This is a genomic window from Phormidium sp. FACHB-592 (genome assembly GCF_014695795.1).
In the GTDB taxonomy this organism is placed as follows: domain Bacteria; phylum Cyanobacteriota; class Cyanobacteriia; order Leptolyngbyales; family Leptolyngbyaceae; genus Stenomitos.
This window is the reverse complement of record NZ_JACJOZ010000103.1, coordinates 83,417-108,865: the sequence shown is the minus strand read 5'-3', so window position 1 is coordinate 108,865 and position 25,449 is coordinate 83,417. Positions and strand designations below refer to the sequence as shown.

20 protein-coding genes are annotated in these 25,449 nt (G+C 51.3%); 10 read left to right on the top strand and 10 right to left on the bottom strand.

The window, feature by feature from the left end; all coding sequences use genetic code 11:
* Positions 1–248 precede the first annotated feature (248 nt).
* A complete protein-coding gene (locus H6F86_RS27210) occupies positions 249–4,484 on the top strand; it encodes a DEAD/DEAH box helicase (RefSeq protein ID WP_190453272.1) in 4,236 nt (1,411 codons plus the stop codon).
* 296 nt (positions 4,485–4,780) lie between these two features.
* Here the strand turns inward: H6F86_RS27210 and H6F86_RS27205 are convergent, their stop codons facing one another.
* Both H6F86_RS27205 and H6F86_RS27200 read right to left on the bottom strand, forming a co-directional pair.
* Positions 4,781–5,320, bottom strand: a complete 540-nt coding sequence (locus H6F86_RS27205; RefSeq protein WP_190453270.1) for a hypothetical protein — start codon at positions 5,318–5,320, stop codon at positions 4,781–4,783.
* A 223-nt stretch (positions 5,321–5,543) separates the two neighbouring features.
* A complete protein-coding gene (locus H6F86_RS27200) occupies positions 5,544–5,972 on the bottom strand; it encodes an NUDIX hydrolase (protein WP_190453268.1) in 429 nt (142 codons plus the stop codon).
* Positions 5,973–6,210: 238 nt separating this feature from the next.
* Between H6F86_RS27200 and H6F86_RS27195 the strand changes: the two genes are divergently transcribed.
* The 5 genes from H6F86_RS27195 to H6F86_RS27175 all read left to right on the top strand — a co-directional run bounded on the left by H6F86_RS27195 (position 6,211) and on the right by H6F86_RS27175 (position 12,066).
* Positions 6,211–6,948, top strand: a complete 738-nt coding sequence (locus tag H6F86_RS27195; protein ID WP_190453266.1) for a carbonic anhydrase — start codon at positions 6,211–6,213, stop codon at positions 6,946–6,948.
* Positions 6,949–7,283: 335 nt separating this feature from the next.
* Positions 7,284–8,786, top strand: a complete 1,503-nt coding sequence (locus H6F86_RS27190; RefSeq protein WP_190453264.1) for a nicotinate phosphoribosyltransferase — start codon at positions 7,284–7,286, stop codon at positions 8,784–8,786.
* Between the two features lie 130 nt (positions 8,787–8,916).
* The gene (locus H6F86_RS27185; RefSeq protein ID WP_190453262.1) at positions 8,917–9,528 is read left to right on the top strand and encodes a nicotinate-nucleotide adenylyltransferase; all 612 of its coding nucleotides are present in this window, start codon (positions 8,917–8,919) and stop codon (positions 9,526–9,528) included.
* A complete protein-coding gene (locus H6F86_RS27180) occupies positions 9,477–10,235 on the top strand; it encodes an NUDIX domain-containing protein (RefSeq protein WP_190453260.1) in 759 nt (252 codons plus the stop codon). The genes H6F86_RS27185 and H6F86_RS27180 overlap by 52 nt, the downstream gene beginning before the upstream one ends.
* A gap of 19 nt (positions 10,236–10,254) precedes the next feature.
* Entirely contained in the window at positions 10,255–12,066 is a 1,812-nt protein-coding gene (locus H6F86_RS27175; protein WP_190453258.1) for an NAD+ synthase, read from the top strand.
* A 20-nt stretch (positions 12,067–12,086) separates the two neighbouring features.
* Here H6F86_RS27175 and H6F86_RS27170 read toward each other — a convergent pair whose 3' ends face one another.
* The gene (locus H6F86_RS27170; RefSeq protein WP_190453256.1) at positions 12,087–12,683 is read right to left on the bottom strand and encodes a hypothetical protein; all 597 of its coding nucleotides are present in this window, start codon (positions 12,681–12,683) and stop codon (positions 12,087–12,089) included.
* Positions 12,684–13,083: 400 nt separating this feature from the next.
* Here H6F86_RS27170 and H6F86_RS27165 point away from each other — a divergent pair, with 400 nt between their 5' ends.
* Complete coding sequence (locus H6F86_RS27165; RefSeq protein ID WP_190453255.1) at positions 13,084–13,941, top strand: neutral zinc metallopeptidase; 858 nt, start codon at positions 13,084–13,086, stop codon at positions 13,939–13,941.
* Positions 13,942–13,990: 49 nt separating this feature from the next.
* On the opposite strand, the gene crtW is transcribed toward H6F86_RS27165, so the two are convergent.
* The 5 genes from crtW to H6F86_RS27140 all read right to left on the bottom strand — a co-directional run bounded on the left by crtW (position 13,991) and on the right by H6F86_RS27140 (position 18,557).
* A complete protein-coding gene (gene crtW / locus H6F86_RS27160) occupies positions 13,991–14,761 on the bottom strand; it encodes a beta-carotene ketolase CrtW (protein WP_190453252.1) in 771 nt (256 codons plus the stop codon).
* 334 nt (positions 14,762–15,095) lie between these two features.
* Positions 15,096–15,878, bottom strand: a complete 783-nt coding sequence (locus H6F86_RS27155) for a LapA family protein (RefSeq protein ID WP_190453250.1) — start codon at positions 15,876–15,878, stop codon at positions 15,096–15,098.
* Between the two features lie 78 nt (positions 15,879–15,956).
* Positions 15,957–16,169 (bottom strand): BrnT family toxin, encoded by a 213-nt coding sequence (locus H6F86_RS27150; RefSeq protein WP_190453247.1) that lies wholly within the window; start codon positions 16,167–16,169, stop codon positions 15,957–15,959.
* A gap of 29 nt (positions 16,170–16,198) precedes the next feature.
* Positions 16,199–17,929 (bottom strand): urease subunit alpha, encoded by a 1,731-nt coding sequence (gene ureC / locus H6F86_RS27145; RefSeq protein ID WP_190453245.1) that lies wholly within the window; start codon positions 17,927–17,929, stop codon positions 16,199–16,201.
* 202 nt (positions 17,930–18,131) lie between these two features.
* Complete coding sequence (locus H6F86_RS27140; RefSeq protein WP_190453240.1) at positions 18,132–18,557, bottom strand: ATP-binding protein; 426 nt, start codon at positions 18,555–18,557, stop codon at positions 18,132–18,134.
* 405 nt (positions 18,558–18,962) lie between these two features.
* On the opposite strand from H6F86_RS27140, the gene H6F86_RS27135 reads away from it, so the two are divergent.
* On the top strand, positions 18,963–20,669 hold the full coding sequence (locus tag H6F86_RS27135) for a PAS domain-containing protein (protein ID WP_206756113.1): 1,707 nt from the start codon (positions 18,963–18,965) through the stop codon (positions 20,667–20,669).
* Here the strand turns inward: H6F86_RS27135 and H6F86_RS27130 are convergent.
* Complete coding sequence (locus H6F86_RS27130) at positions 20,666–21,091, bottom strand: heme-binding protein (protein ID WP_190453236.1); 426 nt, start codon at positions 21,089–21,091, stop codon at positions 20,666–20,668. The two genes, H6F86_RS27135 and H6F86_RS27130, sit on opposite strands and share 4 nt — an antisense overlap.
* 111 nt (positions 21,092–21,202) lie before the next feature.
* Positions 21,203–22,378: a BMP family ABC transporter substrate-binding protein gene (locus H6F86_RS27125; RefSeq protein ID WP_190453233.1), complete on the bottom strand. Its 1,176-nt coding sequence runs from the start codon at positions 22,376–22,378 to the stop codon at positions 21,203–21,205.
* Positions 22,379–22,556: 178 nt separating this feature from the next.
* Between H6F86_RS27125 and H6F86_RS27120 the strand changes: the two genes are divergently transcribed.
* The gene (locus H6F86_RS27120) at positions 22,557–23,681 is read left to right on the top strand and encodes a THUMP domain-containing protein (RefSeq protein WP_190453230.1); all 1,125 of its coding nucleotides are present in this window, start codon (positions 22,557–22,559) and stop codon (positions 23,679–23,681) included.
* A 128-nt stretch (positions 23,682–23,809) separates the two neighbouring features.
* Positions 23,810–25,420 (top strand): NAD(P)/FAD-dependent oxidoreductase, encoded by a 1,611-nt coding sequence (locus tag H6F86_RS27115; RefSeq protein ID WP_190453227.1) that lies wholly within the window; start codon positions 23,810–23,812, stop codon positions 25,418–25,420.
* Positions 25,421–25,449 lie beyond the last annotated feature (29 nt).

Below are 25,449 nucleotides of genomic sequence, written 5' to 3'. Positions count from 1 at the left end.
TAGATCTCCGGCTTCTTTGGTTCAATCCTAGCTGGTTGCTTCTAATACAAAAGGTGGGGATCTTGCCGAGACTTCGCAGTTTGCCCTTTTAAGACACCTCAGTTTGCTGGCATTAGGTGAGCCAAACAGCAGAATTTGGCGCAATGTGAGAGAATTTATGACCATTGAAAAATGATTGGTCTGATCTCGATCGCCACTTTGTTTGTCTCAACGGCTGATGAAAACGATCGCGCTATCTTCAAAGCATCATGACTCAGGCAGCTCCTCACCCCGAACAAGTTCGCAGTCACCTTGTTCAGATATATCGCAAGTTACCGTTGCTAGAGCAAGTGATGGTGCAACTGTCTTCAGTGATTTATGAGCCAACGAGTCGCGCTTTGTTTCTCAACTGTTGGAATTACCTTAGTGAGAACGATCGCGGCGGTAAACACTTCACAACGGTAACAATTAAGCCATATATCGATCGCTTAATTGAGTTGGGAGTGTTAACTCAAGCTAGTGGTGCAGGTCCTCAATGTAATCCATTGCTGGCAGAAATTGCGACTCGTGATGCGGTCAAGGTCAATCGCTTTGAACGTCTGGTTGAGGCAGTGCAAAAGGGCTTTCCAGTTCCCCGGCGCTGGAAAGATGGACCAGTTTCGTTTGGGAACGATCGCCAATTGATTCGCGAAATTCGGGTTGGCGTTTACCGCAAAGATCTCAAATTCATTAATAAGCAGTTAGAGGACTATTACAGATACAGCTATCAGAAAGAAAAGCTTTCTCTGGATGATATCTATCAGCAAATCTGCAATAACCCCTTTGATCCGGCATGGTTTCGGACGCTGCCGTCGGAACTATATGAAGGGGCACTCATCAGCATCCTCAACTATTCCATTCTGGAGCTAACAGCGGCGGATGCGGCGGTGGCGTTATTAAAGGACGATAGCGCCAATGCTGACAAACAGAGCGCCAAACATGGTGTCAAGCAGAGTGCCGTTTTGCAACGGGTTGTGCTTACGGAGCAATGGTTGTTGCGGGGTCGCTTGCCAGAAGCACAGCAACTGCTTGAGCGGGTGCCAGAAGACTATCAGCATCAGTTTGCGTCGCTGCGGGGTCATCTCGCCTTTTTGCAAGGGGACGATGCGATTGCGATCGCCCAGTACTCCACCGCGTTGAAAGCGCTGAAGCAAGGCACGGGAAAACGCAAGGTCTACTTCCAGTCCATGAGTGGCTTGTTTTTTATCCTGGCGTTGCTCAAAGATGGGTCTGCCGATCGCCTCGAAGAAGCCGCAGAGTACACCAGCATTGCACGACAGACAAAGCACTGGCTCAGCCCCACTTATGCAGTGCTAGAGAATGTGATCAAAGTTCAGCAGGGCGATCTGGGCAAAAAAGCATGGGTGAGTCAGATGTCGATCGCCACCCACAAAGCTGGCAACAGCTTGCAAACCTTGATTGCCTGCCTGTGCCTCTACTGGGTTGATTTGGATCAGGCGAAAAAGTACCTGCCGAAGCTCTTAGAACCCTTTTACGACGATGCCGCCGCTGCTGGCTATCTCTGGATAGCAAAAACCGTTGGCGACCTGCTTGTTAAACTTAAGCCGCGTAGCCCTTACGGCAAACAAGCAGCCGCCTTGCTACCCGACAGTAAGCTGCGATCGCTGGCAGACCTCATCCAACCGCAAGAAGCGTGGGAACTGAGCCTGAATGCGCTGTCCCACTTGCGGAAAGATCAGCCTCAGGCGGTTGCGAAAGCGGACATGACTCAGCGCCTTGCCTGGTTTATCACTTTCTATCCCACCAGTGGCTGTGTGCTGCAACCGCGTGAGCAAACCCTGAATGCCAAAGGTGACTGGAGCAAGGGCAGACCGATCGCCCTCAAGCGACTGAAAAGTAACGCCGAGGAATTTGGCTATCTCACCCCACAAGACCTGAAGCTTTGTGCTCAAATTAAAACCTATGCTTACGGCTGGGGCAACAAAACGGACTACACCTTTACTGACAAAGCGATCGCGCTCCTGGCCGGGCATCCGCTCGTTTTTTGGGAAGACGCACCTACTACGCGGGTCGAGGTGGTAAAAGGCGAACCCGAACTGCTGGTGAAGAAAATTAAAGACGATAGACTCGCGCTGCAATTTTCGCCCGCACTTCAGGACAACAAAGAGATTCTGACGGTCAAAGAAAGCCCCACCCGGCTCAAAATCATTGACATTACGCCAGAGCATCGTCGCATTGCCGAAATTTTGGGCACTCAAAACCGTCTGGAAGTGCCTGCTGCCGCTAAGGAACGGGTGCTAGCTGCCATTCACGCGGTGTCCAGCATTGTCACGGTGCATTCCGATATTGGGGGCGGCGTGATCACCGAAGAGGTGCCTGCTGATCCCAAACCGCACGTTCACCTGTTGCCTGCTAGCGGCGGGTTGAAAGTAGCAGTGCTGGCGCGTCCGTTTGCTCAGGGTGGTCCTTATTATCGTCCCGGCGCGGGTGGCGAAACGGTGATCGCAGAGATCGAGGGCAAACGCTTGCAGACAACGCGCAACCTGAAGGAAGAAAAGACGCTGGCAAATGCCGCGATCGCAGCCTGCCCCACCTTTTTGCACCAAGAAAAGCAGGATAACGAATGGCTCATCGACGACCCAGAAGCCTGCCTGGAGCTATTGCTGGAACTGCAAGCGCTGGGCGACAGCATTGTTATTGAGCATCCTGAAGGTGAAAAATTCCGTGTGTCGCACCAGTCTGGTCTAAAGGATTTCAAGCTCAACATCAAGCGCCAGAACGATTGGTTTGCGACCGAAGGTGAGTTGAGAGTTAATGACCAACTCGTGCTAGATATGCAGCAGCTCATGCAACTGCTAGAAAAAAGCCCCAGTCGCTTTATTCCTCTGGGTGACGGACAATTTCTAGCGCTGACGCAAGAATTTCGCAAACGGTTGGATGAGTTACGGAACTTTTCAGAGCGATCGGGCAAAGGCGTGAAACTCCATCCCCTTGCAGCCGTTGCTGTCGAAGACTGGATGGAAGAAGTGGGAGATCTCAAAGCAGACAAACACTGGAAGGCGCATATTCAGCGCCTCAAGGAGATCCAAAACTTTGAACCCCAACTGCCATCAACCCTGCAAGCCGATCTGCGCGATTATCAGATGGAGGGCTTTCGCTGGCTGGCACGCCTAGCGCATTGGGGTGTAGGAGCCTGCCTTGCGGATGATATGGGCTTGGGCAAAACGCTGCAAGGTTTGGCAGTGATCCTCACCCGTGCGCCCGAAGGTCCCACGCTGATTGTGGCTCCCACCTCCGTTTGCATGAACTGGCTGAGTGAAGCGCAGCGCTTTGCACCCACGTTGAACGCGATGCAGTTTGGTGGGGGCGATCGCCAAAAAACACTCGATCAGCTACAACCGTTCGATTTTGTGGTCTGTAGCTACGGGTTATTGCAGCAAGAAGATGTAGCAGAGATGCTGGCAAAGGTGCAATGGCAAACGATCGTCCTGGATGAAGCACAATCCATTAAAAACTTTGCTACGAAGCGATCGCAAGCTGCAATGAATCTGCAGGGCGGGTTTAAAGTGCTGACGACAGGCACGCCGATCGAAAACCATCTGGGCGAACTGTGGAACCTCTTTCGCTTCATCAATCCTGGCCTACTGGGTTCTTTAGATACGTTTAATGAACGCTTTGCGACACCGATCGAACGCTATGGGGATAAAGATGCTCGTAACCGCTTAAAAAAACTAATCCAGCCCTTTTTGCTGCGTCGTACAAAGAATCAAGTCCTGCAAGAGTTGCCCTCTCGTACAGAAATTCTCTTACAGGTTGATTTGAGTCGAGAAGAAACAGCCTTCTATGAAGCCTTGCGGCGAGAAGCGATTGCCAAGCTCTCTGACAGTGACGCCACAGCAGGTGCCAAACATCTGCAAGTGCTAGCAGAAATCATGCGCTTGCGGCGTGCCTGCTGCAATCCGCGTCTTGTCAAACCAGAAATTGTGCTGCCGAGTTCTAAGTTGCAACTGTTTGGCGAAGTGCTGACTGAACTATTAGAAAACAAGCATAAAGCGCTAGTCTTTAGTCAATTTGTGGCGCACTTGCACTTGATTCGAGAGTATTTAGATGAACAGAAAATCACCTACCAATATTTAGATGGCAGTACCCCCGCTGCCGATCGCAAAAAGCGCGTCAATGCCTTTCAAGCAGGCGAAGGTGATGTCTTTTTAATCAGCCTTAAAGCCGGTGGTACCGGCTTGAACCTTACCGCAGCGGATTATGTGATCCATATGGACCCGTGGTGGAACCCAGCAGTAGAAGATCAGGCTAGCGATCGCGCCCATCGCATCGGGCAACAGCGCCCTGTCACCATCTATCGGCTAGTGGCGAAAAATACGATCGAAGAAAAGATTGTCGATTTACACCAGCAAAAACGTGATCTAGCTGATAGCTTGCTCGAAGGCGCAGAAATGAGCAGCAAGGTATCGACTGACGATCTACTGCGCTTAATTTCTGAACATTAGGCAGCGAGAACGCAACAACTCGTCATGCTAGGTAGCTAGGCGTAATGATTGATAAGACGCATTTCGACTCCATGCTCAACGTTTCGGCTGAGATCAACGTCGAAGCCTGAGCGCCCTTCGGCTTGAGCGCTCAGGTCGAAAGTTCATGCCGAAGTCTCAATGCTCTCAGTCCTGTGCATTGGCGGGTTGAGCGCAGTCGAAACTCAGTCTCTAAGTAGGCTTGTTTTACCTGCTGCCACATCCATACAGTCTCTAAGCAATTTGATTGAAGTAACGCTCCCACTGCTGTTAGGGGGCTAAAGCTCAAAACGTCGCCCATCTAGGAGCGAGAACCGCTCATCTTCCCATAGGCACTCTAATTCCCAAAACTGTCCTAGCTTTGATTCTGGTAAAAATCCTGACACTTTAATCAAAAAAGGTTTTGCAGTGGAGTTGGGTTGATTACGGTGAATCCGCAATAACTGCTGTGCGCCATTCGTTGAAACTAGTTGACCATCAATGTTAAAAACACCCAATTCCGTTGCTGGTGCAGAGGCTTCAAAGCTTTTTAGCCAAAAGGTTGTGCCACTGCGAGTCGATTTAGGATACAAGCCGAAAAAGCCTGTGAGCGGGAGTTCCTGCGTGTTTAACCAGCGCTGCAACCGATCGTTACAGCCGCTCAACGTCAACAGCTTGTTATCAACACGTAAGGAGTAACCCTCCTTACCTGCGGACAATTCGCCTGCTAAGAAACCAAAGGCTTGATACTCAAAGCCCAAAGGTGGGGGCAAGACAGGTGTTTGAGGGGCACGCTGCGCGGGGGCTGGGCTGCGTTTGGGTATAGATGGTTTTGGCACGGGTCAGTTTCAAAAAATAAGGGTTCTAGCTACGGTAAGAGGCTCAGGCGCTTAACAGCCACCGCAACCTCTAATTTAGGTCACGTGCAGGCGCGATCGCCCTGACCCTGCACGAAATCTACCTCCAGACCGAAAAGTGAGAGGCGTTTCCCATCATAGCAGAGGGATTGGCTCTGCCAGTGAAGGGCGGTACACCTTGACCCGCTCGTTAACACGGGTCAAGTTAATGCTGGTCGAGCAGCGCTGGCTGTGCCTCAAGCCTGATCAAAAGGTGTTTGAGCGTTTTACTTTTGACACGCTTCGCTGCTTCTGACAGACTCAACCATTGCCGCTTTCGTTGCTTGGCTTCTGACCAATCGTCAAGCACGGTTTCAACGCGCATTAGAAAAAGCTCCATCTCGCACGGGTAACCCCACTTGCGATCGACATAGGTTTCGATCGCGGGTGTCACTACATGACCACTCACGCCTGCTTCTTCTAACGCTTCTTTGGCGGCTGAGTCAGCCGCACTCAAACCCAGCGCAATCCAACCTTTTGGCACAATCCAACGTTTACGCCGAGTGGAAGTAACGAGCAGCACTTCTGCCTTTCCCGCTGTCATTCGGTAAGGCAACACGCCTGACTGCCGCAGTATGAGCATGCGTTTTCTCATTCTTATCCACAGTCGCTATTCAAAGTCGAAACCTGATGGCGTTGATCGTATCAGTCTGTCACGGCATTTGTGTCACAGCATTGACGATCGCTTATCCGTATACTGAAGCTTCAACGTTTCCTTCGAGATGTACATTATCACTCTGGTTCCAGGAGATATACCCGCTCTAACGATTCAGCACATAACCAGCTAATGACGGTTTAACTTTGTTTGATTGCCGCGTCCCTACAAAAGCACTATGAAACAGGAGAGACAGGATTTTAGAGAACGCTTCATCGATCGTCGCGGCTTCTTAAAACAAAGCGCCAGTAGTGCTGCAAGTCTGCTAGTAGCCGCTAGCACGTTTTTCTGGCGTAGCAAACAGGCGCAAGCGGCTGAGTTATCCCCTACAACGGCTCAACCCCTTAAGCCAGAGGCAGCGCTCCAAAAACTGATGGCAGGAAATCAGCGGTTCAGGCAGCACCACCCCCAGTATCCCGATCAATCGGCGGCTCGCTTGCAGGCAGTGTCTCAAGCCCAGCATCCGTTTGCCACTATTTTGAGCTGTGCCGATTCGCGGGTGCCAGTTGAGCTGATTTTTGACCAGGGCGTTGGCGATATTTTTGATGTCCGTATTGCGGGCAATATTGCTACGCCTGAAGTGATTGGCAGCATTGAATATGCGATCGTTCTGCTCGACACGCCTGTTTTGATGGTGCTGGGTCACGAGCGCTGTGGTGCAGTTACGGCTGCGGTCAACAGTGAAGTGCTGCCGGGTGCGATTGGTAGCCTTGTGAAAGCTATTTTGCCCGCGATCGAACCTCACAAGGCCGCGACAGCCGCTCTAATTGATACAGCAGTCCTGGCAAATGTGCGCTATCAAATTGCACAACTTAAGCGATCGCCTCTATTGGCAGAACGGCTGCAAGCAGGCACTTTAAAGATTGTGGGCGGTTGCTATGACCTTGATGCTGGTAGCGTCACGCTCCTGACCTGAGGCAAAGCTAGGATACGCTCTCATGAGCAGTAGGCAGAAGAAGCAGTTCATCCCTGCATAAGCGATTGTTGATGCAGATTTGCCTAGGAATAGACATCGCTGCATTGCTACTGCGACATAGAGAATAGAGCCGAAAGCCGCCTGTTTTAATGAAAATTACTATAAAAGAAACAATTTTAATGGTGGGCAAACAGCTTTGTCCTTGTCTTTTGGTCTTATTGCAGGCGTTAAAACAAAAAAATTAGATAAACGATGCAATTTGCTCTTTCTAGTTTTGGTTTTTCTAACTATAATTAGAAAAACCACTGCAACGAGTCGATCGCCCAGGTACGCCAATGACTACAAAGCAAGCAACTGACGGTGACGGTCGTTTTGAGCCGAGTCGATCGCCGCTCAAACAAGCCACTTCGATCGCGCCTCAGATAACTGCAAGCGTAGCGGCATCGCTCCCTTCCCTTTTAACAGATGAGTCGCTTACTGTTTTGCCGCAGGACTCTAGCCTGCTAACCGACCTTTACCAGCTCACAATGTCCGCCTGCTATGTGGGTGAAGGGTTGGATCAGCGACGTGCCAGCTTTGAACTCTTCGCCCGTCGGCTGCCCCCAGGCTTTGGGTATTTGGTCGCAATGGGGTTGGCACAAGCACTCGATTATTTAGAACGCTTTGCGTTTAATGACGCGCAGATTGAGGCATTACAGGCAAGTGGTATTTTTACCCATGCGCCTGATCGCTTCTGGTCATTGTTGGCAGACAGCCGTTTCAGCGGTGATGTGTGGGCAGTCCCCGAAGGCACGATCGTTTTTGCTAATGAACCGTTGCTACGTGTGGAAGCACCCCTCTGGCAGGCACAACTGGTCGAAACGTACCTGCTCAACACGCTCAACTATCAATCTTTAATTGCAACCCGTGCTGCCCGTTTGCGCGATGTCGCAGGACCGCACGCAACGCTGTATGAATTTGGTACGCGACGCGCCTTCAGCCCTCAGGCATCACTCTGGGCAGCGCGTGCAGCCCTGGCAGCAGGCTTGGATGCAACCTCTAATGTGCTGGCAGCACTGAAGCTGGGACGCAAACCCGTCGGCACAATGGCGCATTCTCTGGTGATGGCATTAGCAGCAACTGAAGGCACGGAGGCAGAGGCATTCACCGCTTTTCATCGCTACTTTCCCGGTGCGCCGCTGTTGCTTGATACGTTTGATACGATCACCGCCGCCAAACACCTCGCTGCCAAATTGCAACAGCACGAAATCGAGCTGGTAGGCATTCGCATTGACTCTGGTGATTTAGCAGCTCTATCTCAACAAGTGCGCCAACTCCTGCCAAGTGTCCCCATCTTTGCCAGCGGCGATTTGGATGAATACAAGATTACTCAACTTCAAGCGGCAGGAGCCTGCGTTGATGGCTACGGACTGGGCACTCAATTGGTAACAGGGACACCTGTAAATGGTGTTTATAAACTGGTAGAAATTGATGGCATCCCTGTGATGAAAGAGGCTACAGGCAAAGTGAGTTATCCGGGACGCAAGCAGATTTTTCGGAGCTATGAGCAGGGGCAGGCTGTGGGCGATCGCCTCGGGTTGATGGTAGAACAGCGGTCAGCAGAACCTTCACCCGATACCTTCACTGGAGAACAACCGCTCATGCAGCTAGTGATGAAACAAGGACAGCGCCTGCACTCGGCTGAAACGCTAGAGACGATCGCTCAACGCACAACCCATTCGGTTGCCAGCCTCCCCGCCACAGTACGCCAGATTGACGAGCCAGTTTCTCTCCCAGTCGAACCGTCCACGGCACTACTCGACCTCATCGCTCAGACCCAACGCCAACGGCATCCCTAGAGCCTCAAATCAACCTTTGCGCCCTTTTCCCCAGACACTTTTACTTCCATCAGCCATTCTCTTCACCCCTTTACCTCCTTCCCCTTTCCCCTCGCCCCCCTTTCACCCCTCTACCCCTCCCCCACTCCCCATGCTTAACATTGCTCTTTTTGGCACCAGCGCTGATCCACCGACCGCCGGACATCAAGCAATCTTAGTTTGGTTATCGCAGCACTTCGATCGCGTTGCCGTGTGGGCAGCCGACAATCCTTTTAAGTCGCATGAAACGTCGCTGCTCCATCGGACGGCAATGCTGCAACTGTTGCTGGACGACATTAACCCACCTCGCCACAACCTGCTCCTTTACCCAGAACTCAGTAAACCGCGTACTATTCATACGCTTGAAATTGCCGAAACGCTTTGGACAGATGCCAGCTTCACTTTAGTCGTTGGGTCTGATTTGATTTACCAACTGCCTAACTGGTATCAAATTGAAACGCTGCTAGAGCGGGTTAATCTACTGATTATTCCAAGACCAGGCTTTATACCAAATGAAATGGCTCTGGCAGAATTGAGGCAAAGAGGCGCACGATTGACGATCGCGGATTTGACGGGTCCCGATATATCCTCCACCGCGTATCGTGAGCATGGAGACACTGATGCCCTGACACCTCCCATCGAAGCTTACATCCACCGGGAGCACCTATACCCATGCCAGAACGCCTCCAACGAAAAACAGCCCATTCACCAACCCATTCATTGAGCGATCGCGCCCTTGCAGACTTCAAAGTCGGCGTTGACAACGTCATTTTTTCCGTCGATACGGCACAAAATCGCTTGCTGGTGCTGCTGGTCATGCGGCAAGAAGAACCTTTTTTGGGACAGTGGAGTTTTCCTGGCACGCTGGTACGACATGGTGAATCGCTCGAAGATGCTGCTTACCGCATCCTTGCTGAGAAAATCCGTGCCCGTAACCTTTATCTGGAGCAGCTTTATACGTTTGGCGGTCCTGATCGCGACCCACGCGAGTCTGCACATAGCTACGGCGTCCGTTATCTCTCTGTCAGCTACTTTGCCCTCGTCCGTTTTGCCGAAGCGGAGCTGATTGCTGATGGTGTAAGCGGCATTGCCTGGTATCCGCTCGATCAAGTGCCTCAACTCGCCTTTGACCACAATAAAGTGCTGGAATACGGTCATCGACGTTTGAGGAACAAGCTGGAATATAGCCCAGTCGCCTTTGAAGTGCTGCCGGAACTGTTTACACTCAGCGATTTGTATCAACTCTATACAACGGTTTTGGGTGAAAACTTTTCGGATTATTCCAACTTTCGATCGCGCCTTCTCAAGATGGGTTTTCTCTCCGATACGGGTGTAAAAGCCTCCAGAGGTGCTGGCAGACCTGCAAGTCTCTATCGTTTTGATGCCGAAGCCTTTGCACCGTTAAAAGATAAGCCTCTAGTGTTTATTTAATTTTTAGTTGTTGGTTCCTATGAAAATTGCGATCGCACAACTCAATCCGACCATCGGCGATCTAGCTGGCAACGCTCAAAAAATTCTTGCTGCCGCACAGCAAGCAGCCGATCAGGGCGCACGGTTGCTGCTTACTCCAGAGCTTTCGCTATGTGGCTATCCACCCCGCGATTTGCTTATGCACCCTGGTTTTGTCGCATCGATGGCAAAAACTCTAGAGCAGCTAGCTCACGACCTACCACGATCGCTCATCGCCCTAGTCGGCACCGTAGAGCTTAACCCGAACTCCCTCTTGCATGGCGGCAAACCCCTGTTTAACAGCATGGCGCTCCTTGAAGATGGCAAAATTCGCCACGTCTTTCACAAACGCTTATTGCCGACCTACGACGTGTTTGATGAAGACCGTTATTTCGAGCCAGGGCAGCAGGCAAATCATTTTGTGCTGGCATTGCAGAAGGCAGAAGTAACTCAAACTGCTTTTCCCCCTTCCCCCTCTCCCCTCTCTCCACCCCCCTTTCTCCACATCGGTGTCACCATTTGCGAAGACCTGTGGAACGACGAAGAATTTTGGGGCAAACGCAGCTATACGGTAAACCCGATCGCCGATTTAGCGCAGCAAGGCGTTGATCTCACCATCAACTTGTCTGCATCGCCTTACACAGTGGGTAAGCAGCGGCTACGCGAAGCGATGCTCAAGCACAGTGCAACTCGGTTTGCCCAACCCGTCATTTACGCCAATCAAGTAGGTGGTAATGATGACCTGATTTTTGACGGCTGTAGCGTTGCCTTTAACCGTCAGGGCGACCTGGTCTGCCGTGCCCGCGCCTTTGAAACTGATTTGGTGCTGCTGGAGTTTCGGGATGGTGATTTGCAACCCAGTGTCGTTAACGCCGTGCCCGACAGTGATGATGCTGAGATCTGGGCAGCGCTGGTTTTGGGTGTACGAGACTACGCCCAGAAGTGCGGCTTTTCGCAAGTTGTGATTGGCTTAAGTGGTGGGATTGACTCGGCTCTGGTGGCAGCGATTGCCGTGGAAGCACTCGGTCGCGAGAATGTTTTAGGTGTCCTTATGCCTTCCACCTACAGTTCCGATCATTCTGTTAAAGATGCACTAGCACTAGCTGAGAATCTGGGGATGCGTACCGAAACCTTGCCCATCGGCAACCTCATGCAGTCGTATGACCAGACCTTCATAGATCTCTTTGCAGGCACCGAATTTGGGCTGGCAGAAGAAAACATTCAGTCGCGGATTCGCGGCAATCTGCTGATGGCAATCTCCAATAAATTTGGGCACCTGCTGCTTTCAACGGGCAATAAATCTGAAATGGCAGTTGGCTACTGCACGCTGTATGGCGATATGAACGGTGGGCTAGCCGCGATCGCCGATGTCCCCAAAACCCGCGTCTATTCCTTATGTCGATGGTTGAATAGCCATCAGCTATCAGCCATCAGCCATCAGCCATCAGTACTTAAAACTCAAAACTTAAAACTTAAAACTGAACTCATTCCCAACAACATTCTCACCAAGCCTCCTAGCGCCGAACTCAAGCCCGGACAGGTCGATCAAGATTCTCTACCTGACTACGATACGCTAGATGCAATTCTGTCACGGTTGATCCACAGCCATCAAACCCCTGACGAGATTGTGGCAGGCGGTTACGACCCTCAAATTGTGAACATGATTGTGAAGCTGGTGACACGGGCTGAGTTTAAGCGGCGACAGGCTCCTCCGGGTCTCAAAGTAACCGATCGTGCCTTTGGTACAGGCTGGCGGATGCCAATCGCGAATCGCTGGTTACCCAGTGCAGCCTCAGCGATGGAAAAGGAATAGGAGCGATCGACAGCACTACCTCACAAGGGCTGAAAAACAGTCTTCCAGGCTTTGACAGTATCTTTGCCAATCTCCGTATCCTTCGTCCTGCCGTCATCCCAAATGAGACGAATCGCAATGTTGCCGGACGGTGCGCTGGCGAGGGCAACCGCTAGCTCCGGCGAGACGGGTCCATCCTTATAGGTATAAATTTTGCCCCCGATCGCAAGGCTGATCGAGTCCGGTACACTTTCAGTCAGGTAGTAGTTATAGACTGGCTCAATATCAGAGAACAGCCCCAAGCCCAGCCCAAAGCCTTTTCGATAGCGCCCAAAGCCAAAGCCAGAGTAACCAAAGCCGGTGTCGTAACCAATGAACCGTGATCCGATGCGATTGTAGGTTACGCCAATGCCATTCTTCGACCAACTGCTAACAAAGACAAACCCAGACTTATAGTTCCGGTCGTAAACAACTTTGCCGTCAAAAGGATTCTCGACGACCTTTGACCACGCTACATTATCACCTGCATCGACTGAAGCTGGTGCGACTGCTAAAGCCGGAGCAGCAGTGCTAACGGCGAGGCTGAGTCCCAATCCTAGTAATTGCCACTTCACGATCGTATCTCCGTATCCGCTCACTATTAATGCTGTTGAGTTGGCAGATGTAGAACTGCTCAGATAGCTTGAACACTCTAAAGTTCAGCGCCTTGTTCAGGCTTGATGATCAGCTCATCTCTCTATTGTGAAGGATTTTCTTTGATCTCGACAGCACCTCTGTAACCGACAGAAAGGGCTAAGTTTTATAGCATTACTGCCCTGCTGTAGCCCTGAAGAAGCAAAGGCTTGAAGTGATTTTGTTTACTGTGGTTCCAGCAGCATTTGAACCAGACGCAACATTCAAACAACGCTTATAAATCTGTATCTTTTGATTCTTGCCTTAGCGATCGCCTTTGCTGATTACTGTAGATATTAAAGCAAGGCATCTCAGTGCTGAAAAGCCTGCACACCCTCTTAAAAACACACGAACGGGAAAGACATTATGAAATGGAGTGACCTGCGCCGCAGTAACAATGTGGAAGACAACCGGGGCGGGTCTGGGGGTGTGCCAAGAGGCGTAGGCGGTGTCGGTATTGGTGGGTTAATTATCGCTGTTGTAGGGGGACTAATCTTCGGCGTTAGTCCCCTTCAGATCTTAAGTTTGTTGCAAGGTGGTGATGTTGCTCCTACCCCGCCACAACAAGGGCAACCTATCCAGGATCGTGATTCGGATTTTGTAAGAGCCGTTTTAGGCGATACGGAAGATACCTGGAGTCGCGTTTTCAAGCAGCAGCTTCAGGCAACCTATCAACCGCCGAAGCTAGTGCTTTTCAGTAGCCGAGTCAATTCAGCTTGTGGGTTTGCCCAGGCTGCCGCTGGACCGTTCTACTGCCCCGCTGATGACAAAGTGTATCTAGATATGAGCTTCTTCAAGCAGGTGCAGGCAACGGCTGGTGCCGATGCTGATTTTGCTCGCGCCTATGCGATCGCTCATGAGGTCGGGCATCATGTACAAAATGAACTTGGCATCGCTACAAAAGTAAGGCAACTACAAACCCGCTCGAACAAGGCAACAGCCAATAACTTATCCGTCCGGCTGGAGTTACAGGCTGATTGCTTCGCTGGCGTTTGGGGGCATTTCACTGCCGAGCGTAACCTCATCAATGGACAAGATGTCAAAGCGGCAATGGACACCGCCAGTCAGATTGGGGATGACTATCTACAACAGCAATCAGGCGGCTACGTCGTGCCAGAAAGCTTTACACATGGGTCGTCGGAGCAGCGCGTCGCGTGGTTTACCCGCGGCTTGAAGTCGGGCAGCGTTAGGCAGTGTGATACGTTCAGCGCTGGTCGCATTTAGCCTCTCTGGTTTGCCTGCAATCAAGAAGGTCTTAACCAACAATAGGGGCTTAATCAACCCTGCGTGCGACGATCGCAGGTAATTGCCACCATGCGGCATGGGGGTATTCGTGATGCTCATGGTGATACCCAAAGTGGTAGCACGTTAAAAGCGACCACCATAAAGGACGATACGAGCTTTGAGTACGAAACACATTCTGGTAGCCGCCTGCTGGCTCACGGTGAGGCAGATACGTCCCAAAGTAAAAAAGCTGTATTGAACTCAAGATGGAAGGCACAATCCAAAACTGCACTAAGTTTGCTTCTGGCACATGGAGCAGCAAATGCATGGCATGAAACGACGCAATTAGCCCCAGAAAACGCCCCCAGCTCCAATAACGCTGTAAGAAGCAAACATACCAGGCAAATGGATTTTTATACTTGCCATTGTGAAAGTCGGGGTCTTGCTCGCTCGCTGGGTGATGATGGTGCTGCCAGTGAGTCTTAAACAGCTGACTGTAAGAAAACAAACCATACAGCAGCAGTGTCAAAGTGCCAACGAAACGATTGATTTTAGGATGCGGTGACACAACCCCATGCATAGCATCATGAGCAGTGACAAACAACCCTGCATACAGAAAGGTCTGCCAAAGTACGGCAAACGGTGTCCAGAAAGAATGCTGTTGTGGCGACATCAGCAGTAGCGTTAGGCTCCCTGCCCAGATCGTCATAATGAAGCCAGCGACAAATAATCCTCGCTGGCTTGGTGCAATGGCTATGGGTAAGGCTGGTGATGGAACTGTTGAGAGTTGATGCTTCTTAAGCGGCAGAGCGTTGGGCATGAGGGCAGATTCTTGGTTTACAGATGCTAGCTTGGGTTACGAGGTTTGGCTGTGTGCTTGTAGCTAGCGGCAGTCCGTCAGTCCTCATTAATTAGAGTTTGTGCAATGAGGTAAGGCTTGTCACCTCTAGCTTGCACCAACAATGTAACAGGATTTTAACAATCCTATGAACTGAAAACCTGACCTGGAGGAGGAAATTGTCTGAGGACGATCGCACTTGACAGAAGTAAGCACGATCGCACTCGCATCTGCCCACCTGTGGTCCCTGCAACGCTACTATCTTCAAGTTGAATTCGCTGTGGCGTTTGCAAACGTTACTTTCAGTAATGTTTATTTAACGACGATCGCGTCGAGGGGTGCGATCGTCAAACTCATCTTCAAACCAGTCATCAGCACTGTCTGGATCAGGGGATTCTGTAGGGGCAGGGGTATCATCTAACGAGCGAAGCGGCGGTACAATGACACGATAGTCTGCATCCACTACTGGTTGACCAATCACTGGTTCGGTTTTGCCCACACCAGAATCTTTGGGGTCGCTATAGCTATAGGAGTATACAGAGCCGTTACGAGACGTAGTTTTTGGTTCTTGCTTGGCTTCGTAGTCATTGCGGGTTCTTGACGCAGGGCGAGCATCAACAGGCTCATCTCTAAAATCATCTAGATCCCAATCATCCTCAGGTTCTTCATCCCAATCATCGATGGGGTCTTTGTCTACAGGCGATCGCGCACTGGTTGCTTGACGAGGCTCCTCATAGCCTTCCCAGTTGTTCCAGTCAGCATCATTATCAGTTGCTTGTGCGGTTGCTGTGCGTGCGTAGGAGGCTGGTTCCGATGATGGTGCGGTCGAACGCGCTTGAAAGCCAGTTTGACGCGGTGCTTGCCGCATCCGCGATCGTGCGGCACGAACAGCAAAATAGTTGGAGACGCTAAATAAACTGGTGATCAACAAATTGGTGACAATGCCAGCCCCGATCGCGCCTAAAACCCATATCGCCAGCGGCAAGGCAGGGGTTTGGATGCCCAAAAACGTCAGTGGTAAGGGCGACCAGTTGAACTGAACCAGGAGAAACAAACCTCCAGCCAGCCCCAGCAGCAGAATCAGGCGAATTATAGCCATACTTTTAGCGATCAGCCGTTAGCGATCAGCCCGCTTTCTCTCAAGAACTTCCTATCAAGAACAGGATACCAGCCTATCTTAACGTGCGTCTCTTATACGAGGGCATCGGTATCTTGGCGTGATCGCATTAGGATCATCCCCGATGTTGATTTTCTGTTTCTCGTCGATCGAATGCCACTCATCATCAAAGGCAGCAAGTGGATCGTCGAATACGGTTCTTGTAGCAGCAAAGGCTACTCCGTGCTTTGCAAGATTAGCCTGAGCGTTGGTTTCGTCCCACTCAAACGGCATAGTTCGATGTAACACTGCTCTTCATTGGACTAAAACAAGAAGTAGCGTTGTGCCATTGGGAGGACAGTGGCGGGTTCGCAGGTAAGGAGTTGCCCATCAGCGCGGACTTCGTAGGTTTCGGGGTCTACCTCCATTTTGGGTGTGGCATCGTTGAGCTTCAGATCTTTTTTGGTGAGCGTGCGGGTGCCGGAAGACGCAACTACCTTTTTTTGCAAGCCGAGTTGGTCAGGAATGCCTTTTTTGAGGGCAGCTTTGGAGACAAAGGTGAGAGATGTCGCCGTGATCGCGCCTCCAAAGCTAGCGAACATCGGGCGCATATGAACAGGCTGTGGGGTTGGAATGCTGGCATTGGCATCACCCATCTGTGCCCAGCCAATCAAGCCACCTTTGATCACCACTTCAGGCTTCACGCCAAACATAGCGGGTCGCCAGAGGCACAGGTCTGCTAGTTTGCCAACTTCGATGGAACCGACATGGGCAGCGATGCCGTGAGCGATCGCAGGATTGATTGTGTACTTGGCAATATAGCGTTTGGCGCGGAAGTTGTCGTTGCGGTTGTGTGCTTCGACGCCGTCTTCAGTGGTGGGAGCCAGCCACCCGCGATCGAACTTCATTTTATGTGCGGTTTGCCAGGTGCGGATGATGACTTCGCCGATGCGTCCCATTGCCTGTGAGTCGGACGATAGCATGCTGAACGCGCCTAGGTCATGCAGGATGTCTTCAGCAGCGATCGTCTCGCGGCGAATGCGGGACTCGGCAAAGGCAACATCTTCAGCGATCGCTGGATCAAGGTGATGGCAAACCATCAACATATCCAGGTGTTCATCGAGCGTGTTTTGCGTATAGGGACGGGTGGGGTTAGTGGAGGAGGGCAGCACATTCATCTCGCCGCAGATTTTGATGATGTCGGGTGCGTGTCCGCCGCCTGCGCCTTCGGTGTGATAGGTGTGGATGACGCGATTTTTGAAGGCAGCGATCGTATCCTCGACAAAGCCTGCTTCGTTCAGCGTGTCGGTGTGGATAGCGACCTGCACATCGTATTCATCCGCAACGCTCAGGCAGGTATCGATCGCTGCAGGTGTTGTGCCCCAATCTTCGTGCAGCTTTAAGCCCATTGCGCCTGCTTCCACCTGTTCTACCAGTGCTTCTGGCTTGGCGCTATTGCCTTTACCCAAAAAGCCGATATTGATCGGAAACGCATCTGCTGCTTGTAGCATCCGGTGCATGTTCCAGGGGCCAGGTGTACAGGTTGTCGCGTTGGTGCCTGCTGCGGGACCCGTTCCGCCACCGATGAGTGTTGTCACCCCTGAGGCGATCGCCACTTCAATCTGCTGTGGACAAATAAAGTGAATGTGGCTATCAATCCCGCCTGCGGTGAGAATCATGCCCTCGCCTGCAATGACTTCCGTGCCGGGACCAATCACGATCGTCACATTGTCTTGAATGTAGGGATTGCCCGCTTTGCCGATCGCGTGAATCTTGCCATGCTTGATCCCAACATCCGCTTTGACAATACCCCACCAGTCGAGAATGAGCGCATTGGTAATCACCGTATCCACTGCGCCATCGGCATTTGTAATTGGCGACTGTCCCATGCCGTCCCGAATTACCTTACCGCCGCCAAATTTAACTTCATCGCCATAGATCGTGTAATCCTGCTCAACTTCAATGATCAAATCAGTGTCAGCTAAACGGACGCGATCGCCCACGGTGGGACCAAACGTTTCCGCATAGGCGCGGCGATTCATACGATAGCTCATCGGGATGCCTCACAGAGTTTGACTAAGATTGAGAGTGGATGCACAGATCAACGCATTTTGCTTTCGGCAACGCTCGATGCTGCCTGGGTTCCCCTTGTTGAACCGTCTGATTATGCAACACGTGATTCGGTTACTGCAAATGCTCCCTCACTTTACCGATTTGAGGCAAAGGCAACATCATGATACGCCTTGCTACACCCATCTAAGCCATTGCAGCGTAGTGTTTGACGATGAGCAGGCAGTTACGATCGCCCGATCTCACATAGCTCAGATGGTCAGAAAATTGCTGCAAAAGCAATAGTCCACGTCCGCCGATCGCATCAGGGCTGACTGTCTGCGGTAGTGCTGCCAGTCGTTGGGCTAGATCAAACGCAGCACCCTCATCCCAGATCCGAATTTCGATCGATCGGGCTTGAATTGTCACCACAATTTCAATAGGGGTCTCTGCTGGTTTACCCGTATGTGCATGGCGAATCGCATTGGTTAAGCCTTCAGCTAGAGCAGTCTGACACTGCATCCAAATTGTTTTTGGTATAGCAGGCTGATGCAGTTGATTAAACCAATCCAGCACTGGACTGAGTTCATCAAGCGTCGATCGCACCTGAAGTTGGCTTGTCTTGCTTCCCATCCACTGCTTACCGTTAACGGTTCACTGTTAACCCGTTCTTTAATCATCATCATTTATGCTTGCAGCAGTAGTCATACTGACTACTTTCAAGCTCATTGCCATCCCTTCGGCTGCCAGGGGAACAATAGGATGATAGCTCTCAAACTATCAAGTGCTACGGCGACTGCCAGGCAGCTTTGGTGCTCGAGAGCCACTGAAGGATGGGAACATTCTCTTCGGTTAAGCGCTCTACCCCTCCAATCTATCTTTAGCTTGCTGCGTCAAAACATCTGCATAACTCAAGACGATGCTCCGTTTGACTGCTCATGCAATGCTATAGAACGCTTTGAGGTCTCTTATACCATCTAATTGATCAAATATTCTGTCATGCCCCATTCAAGGACTATGCGTATTTCTGCCCCCACAATGTCAGTACCAGCACCAACCAATTTGCTTCAGTCCATCTTGGCGCATCTCCCACAATGCGTTTTTTGGAAAGACCGTGACTCGGTTTTTCAGGGGTGTAACCAGAGTTGGGCAACGCTGATTGGGTTGGCTGATCCGCAGATGATTCAAGGCAAAACAGAATACGATTTGCCCTGGAGCAAGGAGGATGCGGCAGCATATGAGGCACGCGATCGCGAAGCCATGCTTTCGGGCATACCGCAGTGCCATCGCCTTACTTCTCGCCTTAAAAATGATGGCGAACAGCTCTGGTTCGATGCTCAAAAAATACCACTGTACGACGCAAATGGTCAGAACGTAGGTATCGTTTGCATTCTGACAATGATCACTGAGGCACAGCGTGCTCAAGAGTTGAATCAAAGCGCTGAACTGCTACAAATCGTCCTGGACAGTATTCCGCAGGCGCTCTTTTGGAAAGATATTAATTCAAATTATTTGGGCTGCAACCGTAATTGGGCAAAGGCAGCGGGTCTGCGTGCTCTGAGCGATGTCGTAGGGAAAAGCGATTACGACTTTTGTTGGACACCGGAAGAAGCCAAGCTCTACCAGGAACAAGATCAAGCCGTGATGGAAACGGATACCCCCGTGCTACATTTAATCGAGCAGCGGTTGCAGGCAGATGGCAAACCAGCCTGGATTGATGTCAACAAGATTCCGATTCATGACTCCGAAGCGAATGTCATCGGTTTGTTAGGCACGATCGAAGATATTACGGAACGCAAAGCAGCAGAGCTTGCTCTACAGCAATCAGAAGCTCAGTTACGCCAACAAACGCAGCAACTTGAACACACCTTGCAAACGCTGCAAAGAACGCAAATGCAGCTAGTGCAAACCGAGAAAATGTCGAGCCTAGGGCAAATGGTTGCGGGTATTGCTCACGAAATCAATAATCCCGTTAACTTTATCTATGGCAACCTCAACCACGCGACTAGCTATACGCAGGATCTCTTACATCTCATTGAGCTTTATCAGCGGCACTATCCTCAGCCTGTTGCTGCGATTCAAGGGGAAATTGCAGCGATCGATCTAGAGTTTTTGTTAGAAGATCTGCCTAAACTTTTAACCTCCATGAAGGTTGGTGCCGAGCGCATTCAAAAAATTGTGCTGGCACTTCGTAACTTCTCGCGCATGGATGAAGCCGACGTGAAAGCGGTCAACATCCATGACGGCATTGACAGTACCTTGATGATTTTGCAAAGTCGGCTGAAAGCAAGATCCGATCATCCCGGCATTCAAATCATTAGGCAATACGGTGTGTTGCCGGACGTGGAGTGCTACGTGGGTCAACTCAACCAGGTCTTTATGAACATTTTGGCAAACGCGATCGATGCCTTGGAGACTGCGGATGAGGAACGATCGGCGGCTGATCTTCGAGAGAATCCTAGTACGATTACCATTTGCACGGAGCGATCGACCACAGGCGACTCGATCGTCATTCGGATTATCGACAATGGCATTGGCATGTCAGAAGCGGTGCGAACTCGCCTCTTTGATCCCTTTTTCACCACAAAGCCAGTGGGCAAAGGCACAGGTCTGGGGCTGTCGATTAGCTATCAGATCATTGTCGATCGACACAATGGTCGCCTTACCTGTGAGTCAGAACCGGGCAAGGGTTGCGAATTCCGCATCGAAATTCCGCTCTTGCAACACTCGGCAGCAGTGGGCTAAGCGTGGTGTGCGATCGCGTTTTGCAACGCCTCGATGCCAGCTTGAGCAACCTCTATATCTTCCTCATCATTGCCTGACCCGACGCCGATCGCGCCAACAATTTCTCCCTCAAGCTCGATAGGCAGTCCACCTGCGATCGTAGCAAAGCGGTTGTTAGTTGCCAGCGCAATACCAAACGCTAGCTCGGTGGGGAGTTGCCCGGTTGGCGCTTTAGCAGAGATAGCTGTAAATGCCTTCTGAATGGCAGAAAATTGGCTGTGCAGCTTGGCTCCATCCATCCGCTCAAACACCAACAGGTTGCCGCCTGTGTCCACTACCGCTACACATTGAGGTACACCCATCGCAGTGGCACGGTCGATCGCCCCTCGTAAAACAACCTTTGCCCCTTGTGCAGACAGTTCTGAAACTCGACGCACATACATACTTAACGCTCCTGTGTATCAATCGATCGACGGCAAAGCATGGTGGAGCGTAACTAACGCTGGCGATCGACGAACACGCTAGCGGTCAGACTTTTCTCCTCCAAGTTTTCGTTAGGGATTACCGCGCACTCCTTCTACCAGCCAATTCATACTTTGTAATTTAGGATCTTGGAGTGTGTAGGAAATGCCGCTTGGAATCACTACGTTGCCTTTGTTGTCTTTGAGTTCGCCTTTGAAAATTGCTAAACTCCCGTCTAAGAGTTTCGCTCTTGCTGCTTCAGCCGCTTTTTGTGCCTCACTGCTGACTGCCGCACCATAGGGAGACAGCCGACAGAAATCTTCCTTCAGCCCACCGGCAACGATCGGTGGAATCCCCCCATTCATCAACGTTTTGCCTGCGCGAATCAGTTCGGCATACTGGGCGTAAATCTTACCCCAGTTCCACTCTACTCCGGTCAAGTAGCCTTTTGGCGCTAAACTCGCCTGATTGATGTGGTAGCCAGACGAAAAGACTCCACGTTTTTCAGCAGTTGTAATGATGACCTTCAAGTTATCTACTCGTCCGGTAATCACGTCGGCGTTCTGGTCAATCAAGCTATTGGCTGCTTCTGCTTCTTTCACAGGCAACGACCAATCGCCTGTGAAGATAGCCTGTACGACGATCGACGGTTTAACGCTGCGTGCCCCCAAGGTAAAGCTGTTGACCTCCCGCAAGACCACTGGAATGGGTTTAGGTACGACAAAGCCTAGCTTGCCTGTTTTGGACGCATAGGCAGCGATGATCCCTGCCAGATAGGCAGGCTCAGCCAGCTCGCTAAAAAAGGAACCCACGTTTTTGGGATAGCCGTCCTTATAGGGCTGATTGGGGTGAAAAAGCTGCACCTCTGGAAACTCGCGGGCAATCTGCAAGCTATGAGGGTTGAAATAGCCGTAAGAGGTGGGAAACAGAACGGTTGCGCCATTGTCTTTAATCATGTTACGCATCGTTTCTGCCACCTCCTTTGTCTCTGGCACGCTTGCTTCTTCAACGGTCTGCACGCCGCTTAGTTGAGCAACAGCCGCTTTGCCTTCAGCATGAGACTGGTTGTAGCCGTAATCGTCTTTTGCCCCGACATAGATAAAGCCGATCGTCAGCGGTTTTTCGGCTGTTGGCGTTGGAGATGCTGCTTGTTGAGGCGGTGCTGTACAGCCTGTCCAGAGGCGCGACGTGGCTCCAAAAGCACCCGCTGCTAAAAGACTGCGAATAATTGTCCGGCGACTGAACCCACGCTGCGTTTGCTGAGACACAAAGACTCTCCCCACAGAACATTACAAAACCGTCTACATGGGTTTGCTGTGCTATCGATCATCGCACTCCTTAGCCCAGACGATTCTATAACCTCTGGCTACTTAAGCAACGAGAAACTTCGAGGAACGTTATGCTAGTGCATCTCTAGGTGCAGATAGTCTGCGTGAATTAGCCAGTATGAATCAGTACTTTGCAACAGTGGCACGGGGGCTAGAAACGCTGGCAGCTCAGGAATTAGAGCAACTAGGCGCTCATGCCGTCGTACCAGGTTTCTGTGGGGCTGCGTTTGAGGGCGATCGCTCGCTCCTCTATCGCGTCAACCTTTGGGCACGTTTGCCGTTTCGCATTTTAATGAAGCTGGGTGAGTTTCCTTGTAAGGATGCGGAGGATCTCTATCGTGGCATTCAGACGATCGATTGGTCGCTGCATCTCACGCCAGAGATGACGTTAGCGGTAAACGCGACGGGCAAAAGCGATCAGCTTAACCATACCCACTTCACAGCGCTCCAGGTAAAAACGGCGATCGTCGAGCAGCAGCAAGAAACAGTGGGCGATCGCTCGGATGTGGAGTTGCAATCGCCGGATGTGCAGATCAGCGTCCATATCGATCGCGATGTGTGTACCGTTAGTCTTGATAGTTCCGGCAAAAGCCTGCATCGTCGAGGGTATCGTCCGGCTGTAGGTGCAGCACCCTTAAAAGAATCGCTGGCAGCAGCGCTCATTCAGCTATCGGGTTGGCAGCCAGAGCAGATGTTTTACGATCCGCTGTGTGGCTCTGGCACGCTACCGCTGGAAGCCAGCCTGAAAGCGCTCAATATTGCACCAGGGCTGTTTCGAGAGCATTTTGGGTTTGAAACCTGGCTGGATGCTGACCTGCCGCTGTTAGAAAAACTGATCCAGGAAGCAGAAGACAGTCAGCGAGAAAGCCTGCCTGCACCGGTTTGGGGTAGTGATCGCAGTGAAGCAGTGATTGAGCAGGCGATCGTCAACGCCACCAACTGCGGTGTGCTGAAGCACGTTTATTTTGCGCCGATCGACCTTGCCGACGTTGCCGCCCCCGCAGACAGCGGCGTATTGTTTTGCAATCCGCCCTACGGTGAACGGTTAGGACGAGACAGCGATTTAGGTGCGTTTTACAAACAGCTAGGCAATGTGTTGAAACATCGTTTCAAAGGCTGGACGGCGTTTGTGCTAAGTGGCAATAAAGAACTCTCGCAGTCGATCGGGCTGAAATCGTCTCAACGAATCGCCGTCTTGAACGGTACGTTGCCCTGCCAATTGATGAAGTATGAACTGTATTGAGAAGGCAGAGGGTAGGAGGCAAAAGGCAAAAGGTAAAAGGCAAAATAGAAAGGTAGCCCTTCTAATAACAAATGCTGTAGGGACGTTCCATGGAATGCTCCTACAGGTAGGAATCTTAATTTCTGATTATGTTACGACTTACTGAAATCAAGCTGCCGCTTGACCATCCTGAAGAGGCGATCGCAGCAGCGATTCTCAAAAAGCTGCAAATTGCGCCAGAGGCATTAATTCGCTACACCATTTTCAAGCGTAGCCATGATGCTCGCAAGAAAGGGGAAATTGCGCTGGTTTATATTCTGGATGTTGAGACGACCCAAGAAAAGCAACTCCTCCAGCGGCTCAAGAAAGATCCCCATGTGATGCCTACGCCAGATATGAGCTATCGGCTAGTGGCTCACGCTCCGGCTAAGCTCACAAGCCGTCCTATTGTGATTGGGACTGGACCTTGCGGGATGTTTGCTGGACTGATGCTGGCGCAAATGGGATTTCGTCCCATCTTGCTGGAACGTGGGAAAGCGGTGCGAGATCGCACCGTAGACACCTTTGCTTTCTGGAAAAAGAAAGACGGGCTGAACCCAGAATCTAACGCGCAGTTTGGCGAAGGCGGCGCGGGTACGTTTTCGGATGGCAAGCTCTACAGCCAGGTGAAAGATTCCAACCACTATGGGCGGAAGGTGCTGAACGAACTGGTTAATTCTGGAGCCTCACCGGAAATTCTCTACGTCAACAAACCGCATATCGGCACCTTCAAGCTGGTCGGCATTGTCCAAAGTCTGCGTGCCCGCATTGAAGCGCTGGGCGGCGAAATTCGCTTTCAAAGTCGCGTTGAAGATCTGCATATTGAAAACGGTCAGGTGCAGGGCGTAACCCTTGCCAGCGGCGAATTCATCGCCAGCTATCATGTGGTGCTTGCAGTGGGTCACAGTGCCCGCGACACGTTTCAAATGTTGTTTGATCGCGGCGTTTATATCGAACCGAAGCCCTTTTCCATTGGCTTTCGGGTAGAGCATCCGCAGACATTGATCGATCAGTGTCGCTTTGGTGAACAGGCGGGTCACAAACTCTTAGGCGCTGCCGATTACAAGCTGGTGCATCACTGCCAGAATGGTCGATCGGTTTACAGCTTTTGTATGTGTCCTGGCGGTCTGGTAGTTGCCGCTGCCTCTGAACCAGGGCGAGTTGTCACCAACGGCATGAGCCAATACTCGCGCAACGAACGCAATGCCAATAGCGCGATCGTAGTGGGCATTACGCCCGATGACTATCCTGGTCATCCACTAGCTGGCATTGCTCTGCAACGTCGCCTAGAAGAACGCGCCTTTGAACTCGGTGGCGGCACTTATGATGCACCGGGGCAGCTAGTCGGAGACTTTCTCGCCGATCGCCCCTCGCAGTCATTCGGTACTGTGCAACCGTCTTATGCGCCAGGAGTGCGTTTGGGTGATTTGAGTACAAGCTTGCCTGAGTATGCGATCGCAGCCATCCGCGAAGCATTGCCTGCCTTCAACAAACAGATCAAAGGCTTTGCTATGCCGGATGCCATGTTGACGGGGGTTGAAACGCGTACCTCATCGCCCATTCGCATTAAGCGCAAAGACGATTACCAAAGCCTGAATACAAATGGTCTTTACCCCGCTGGCGAAGGCGCTGGTTATGCAGGCGGCATTCTCTCGGCTGGTATTGACGGCATTAAAGTAGCGGAAGCAGTGGCATTGAGTATGGTGCGATCGACTGGGTAGAAGCGCTTTAGGCACCCATGCAAAGCAAG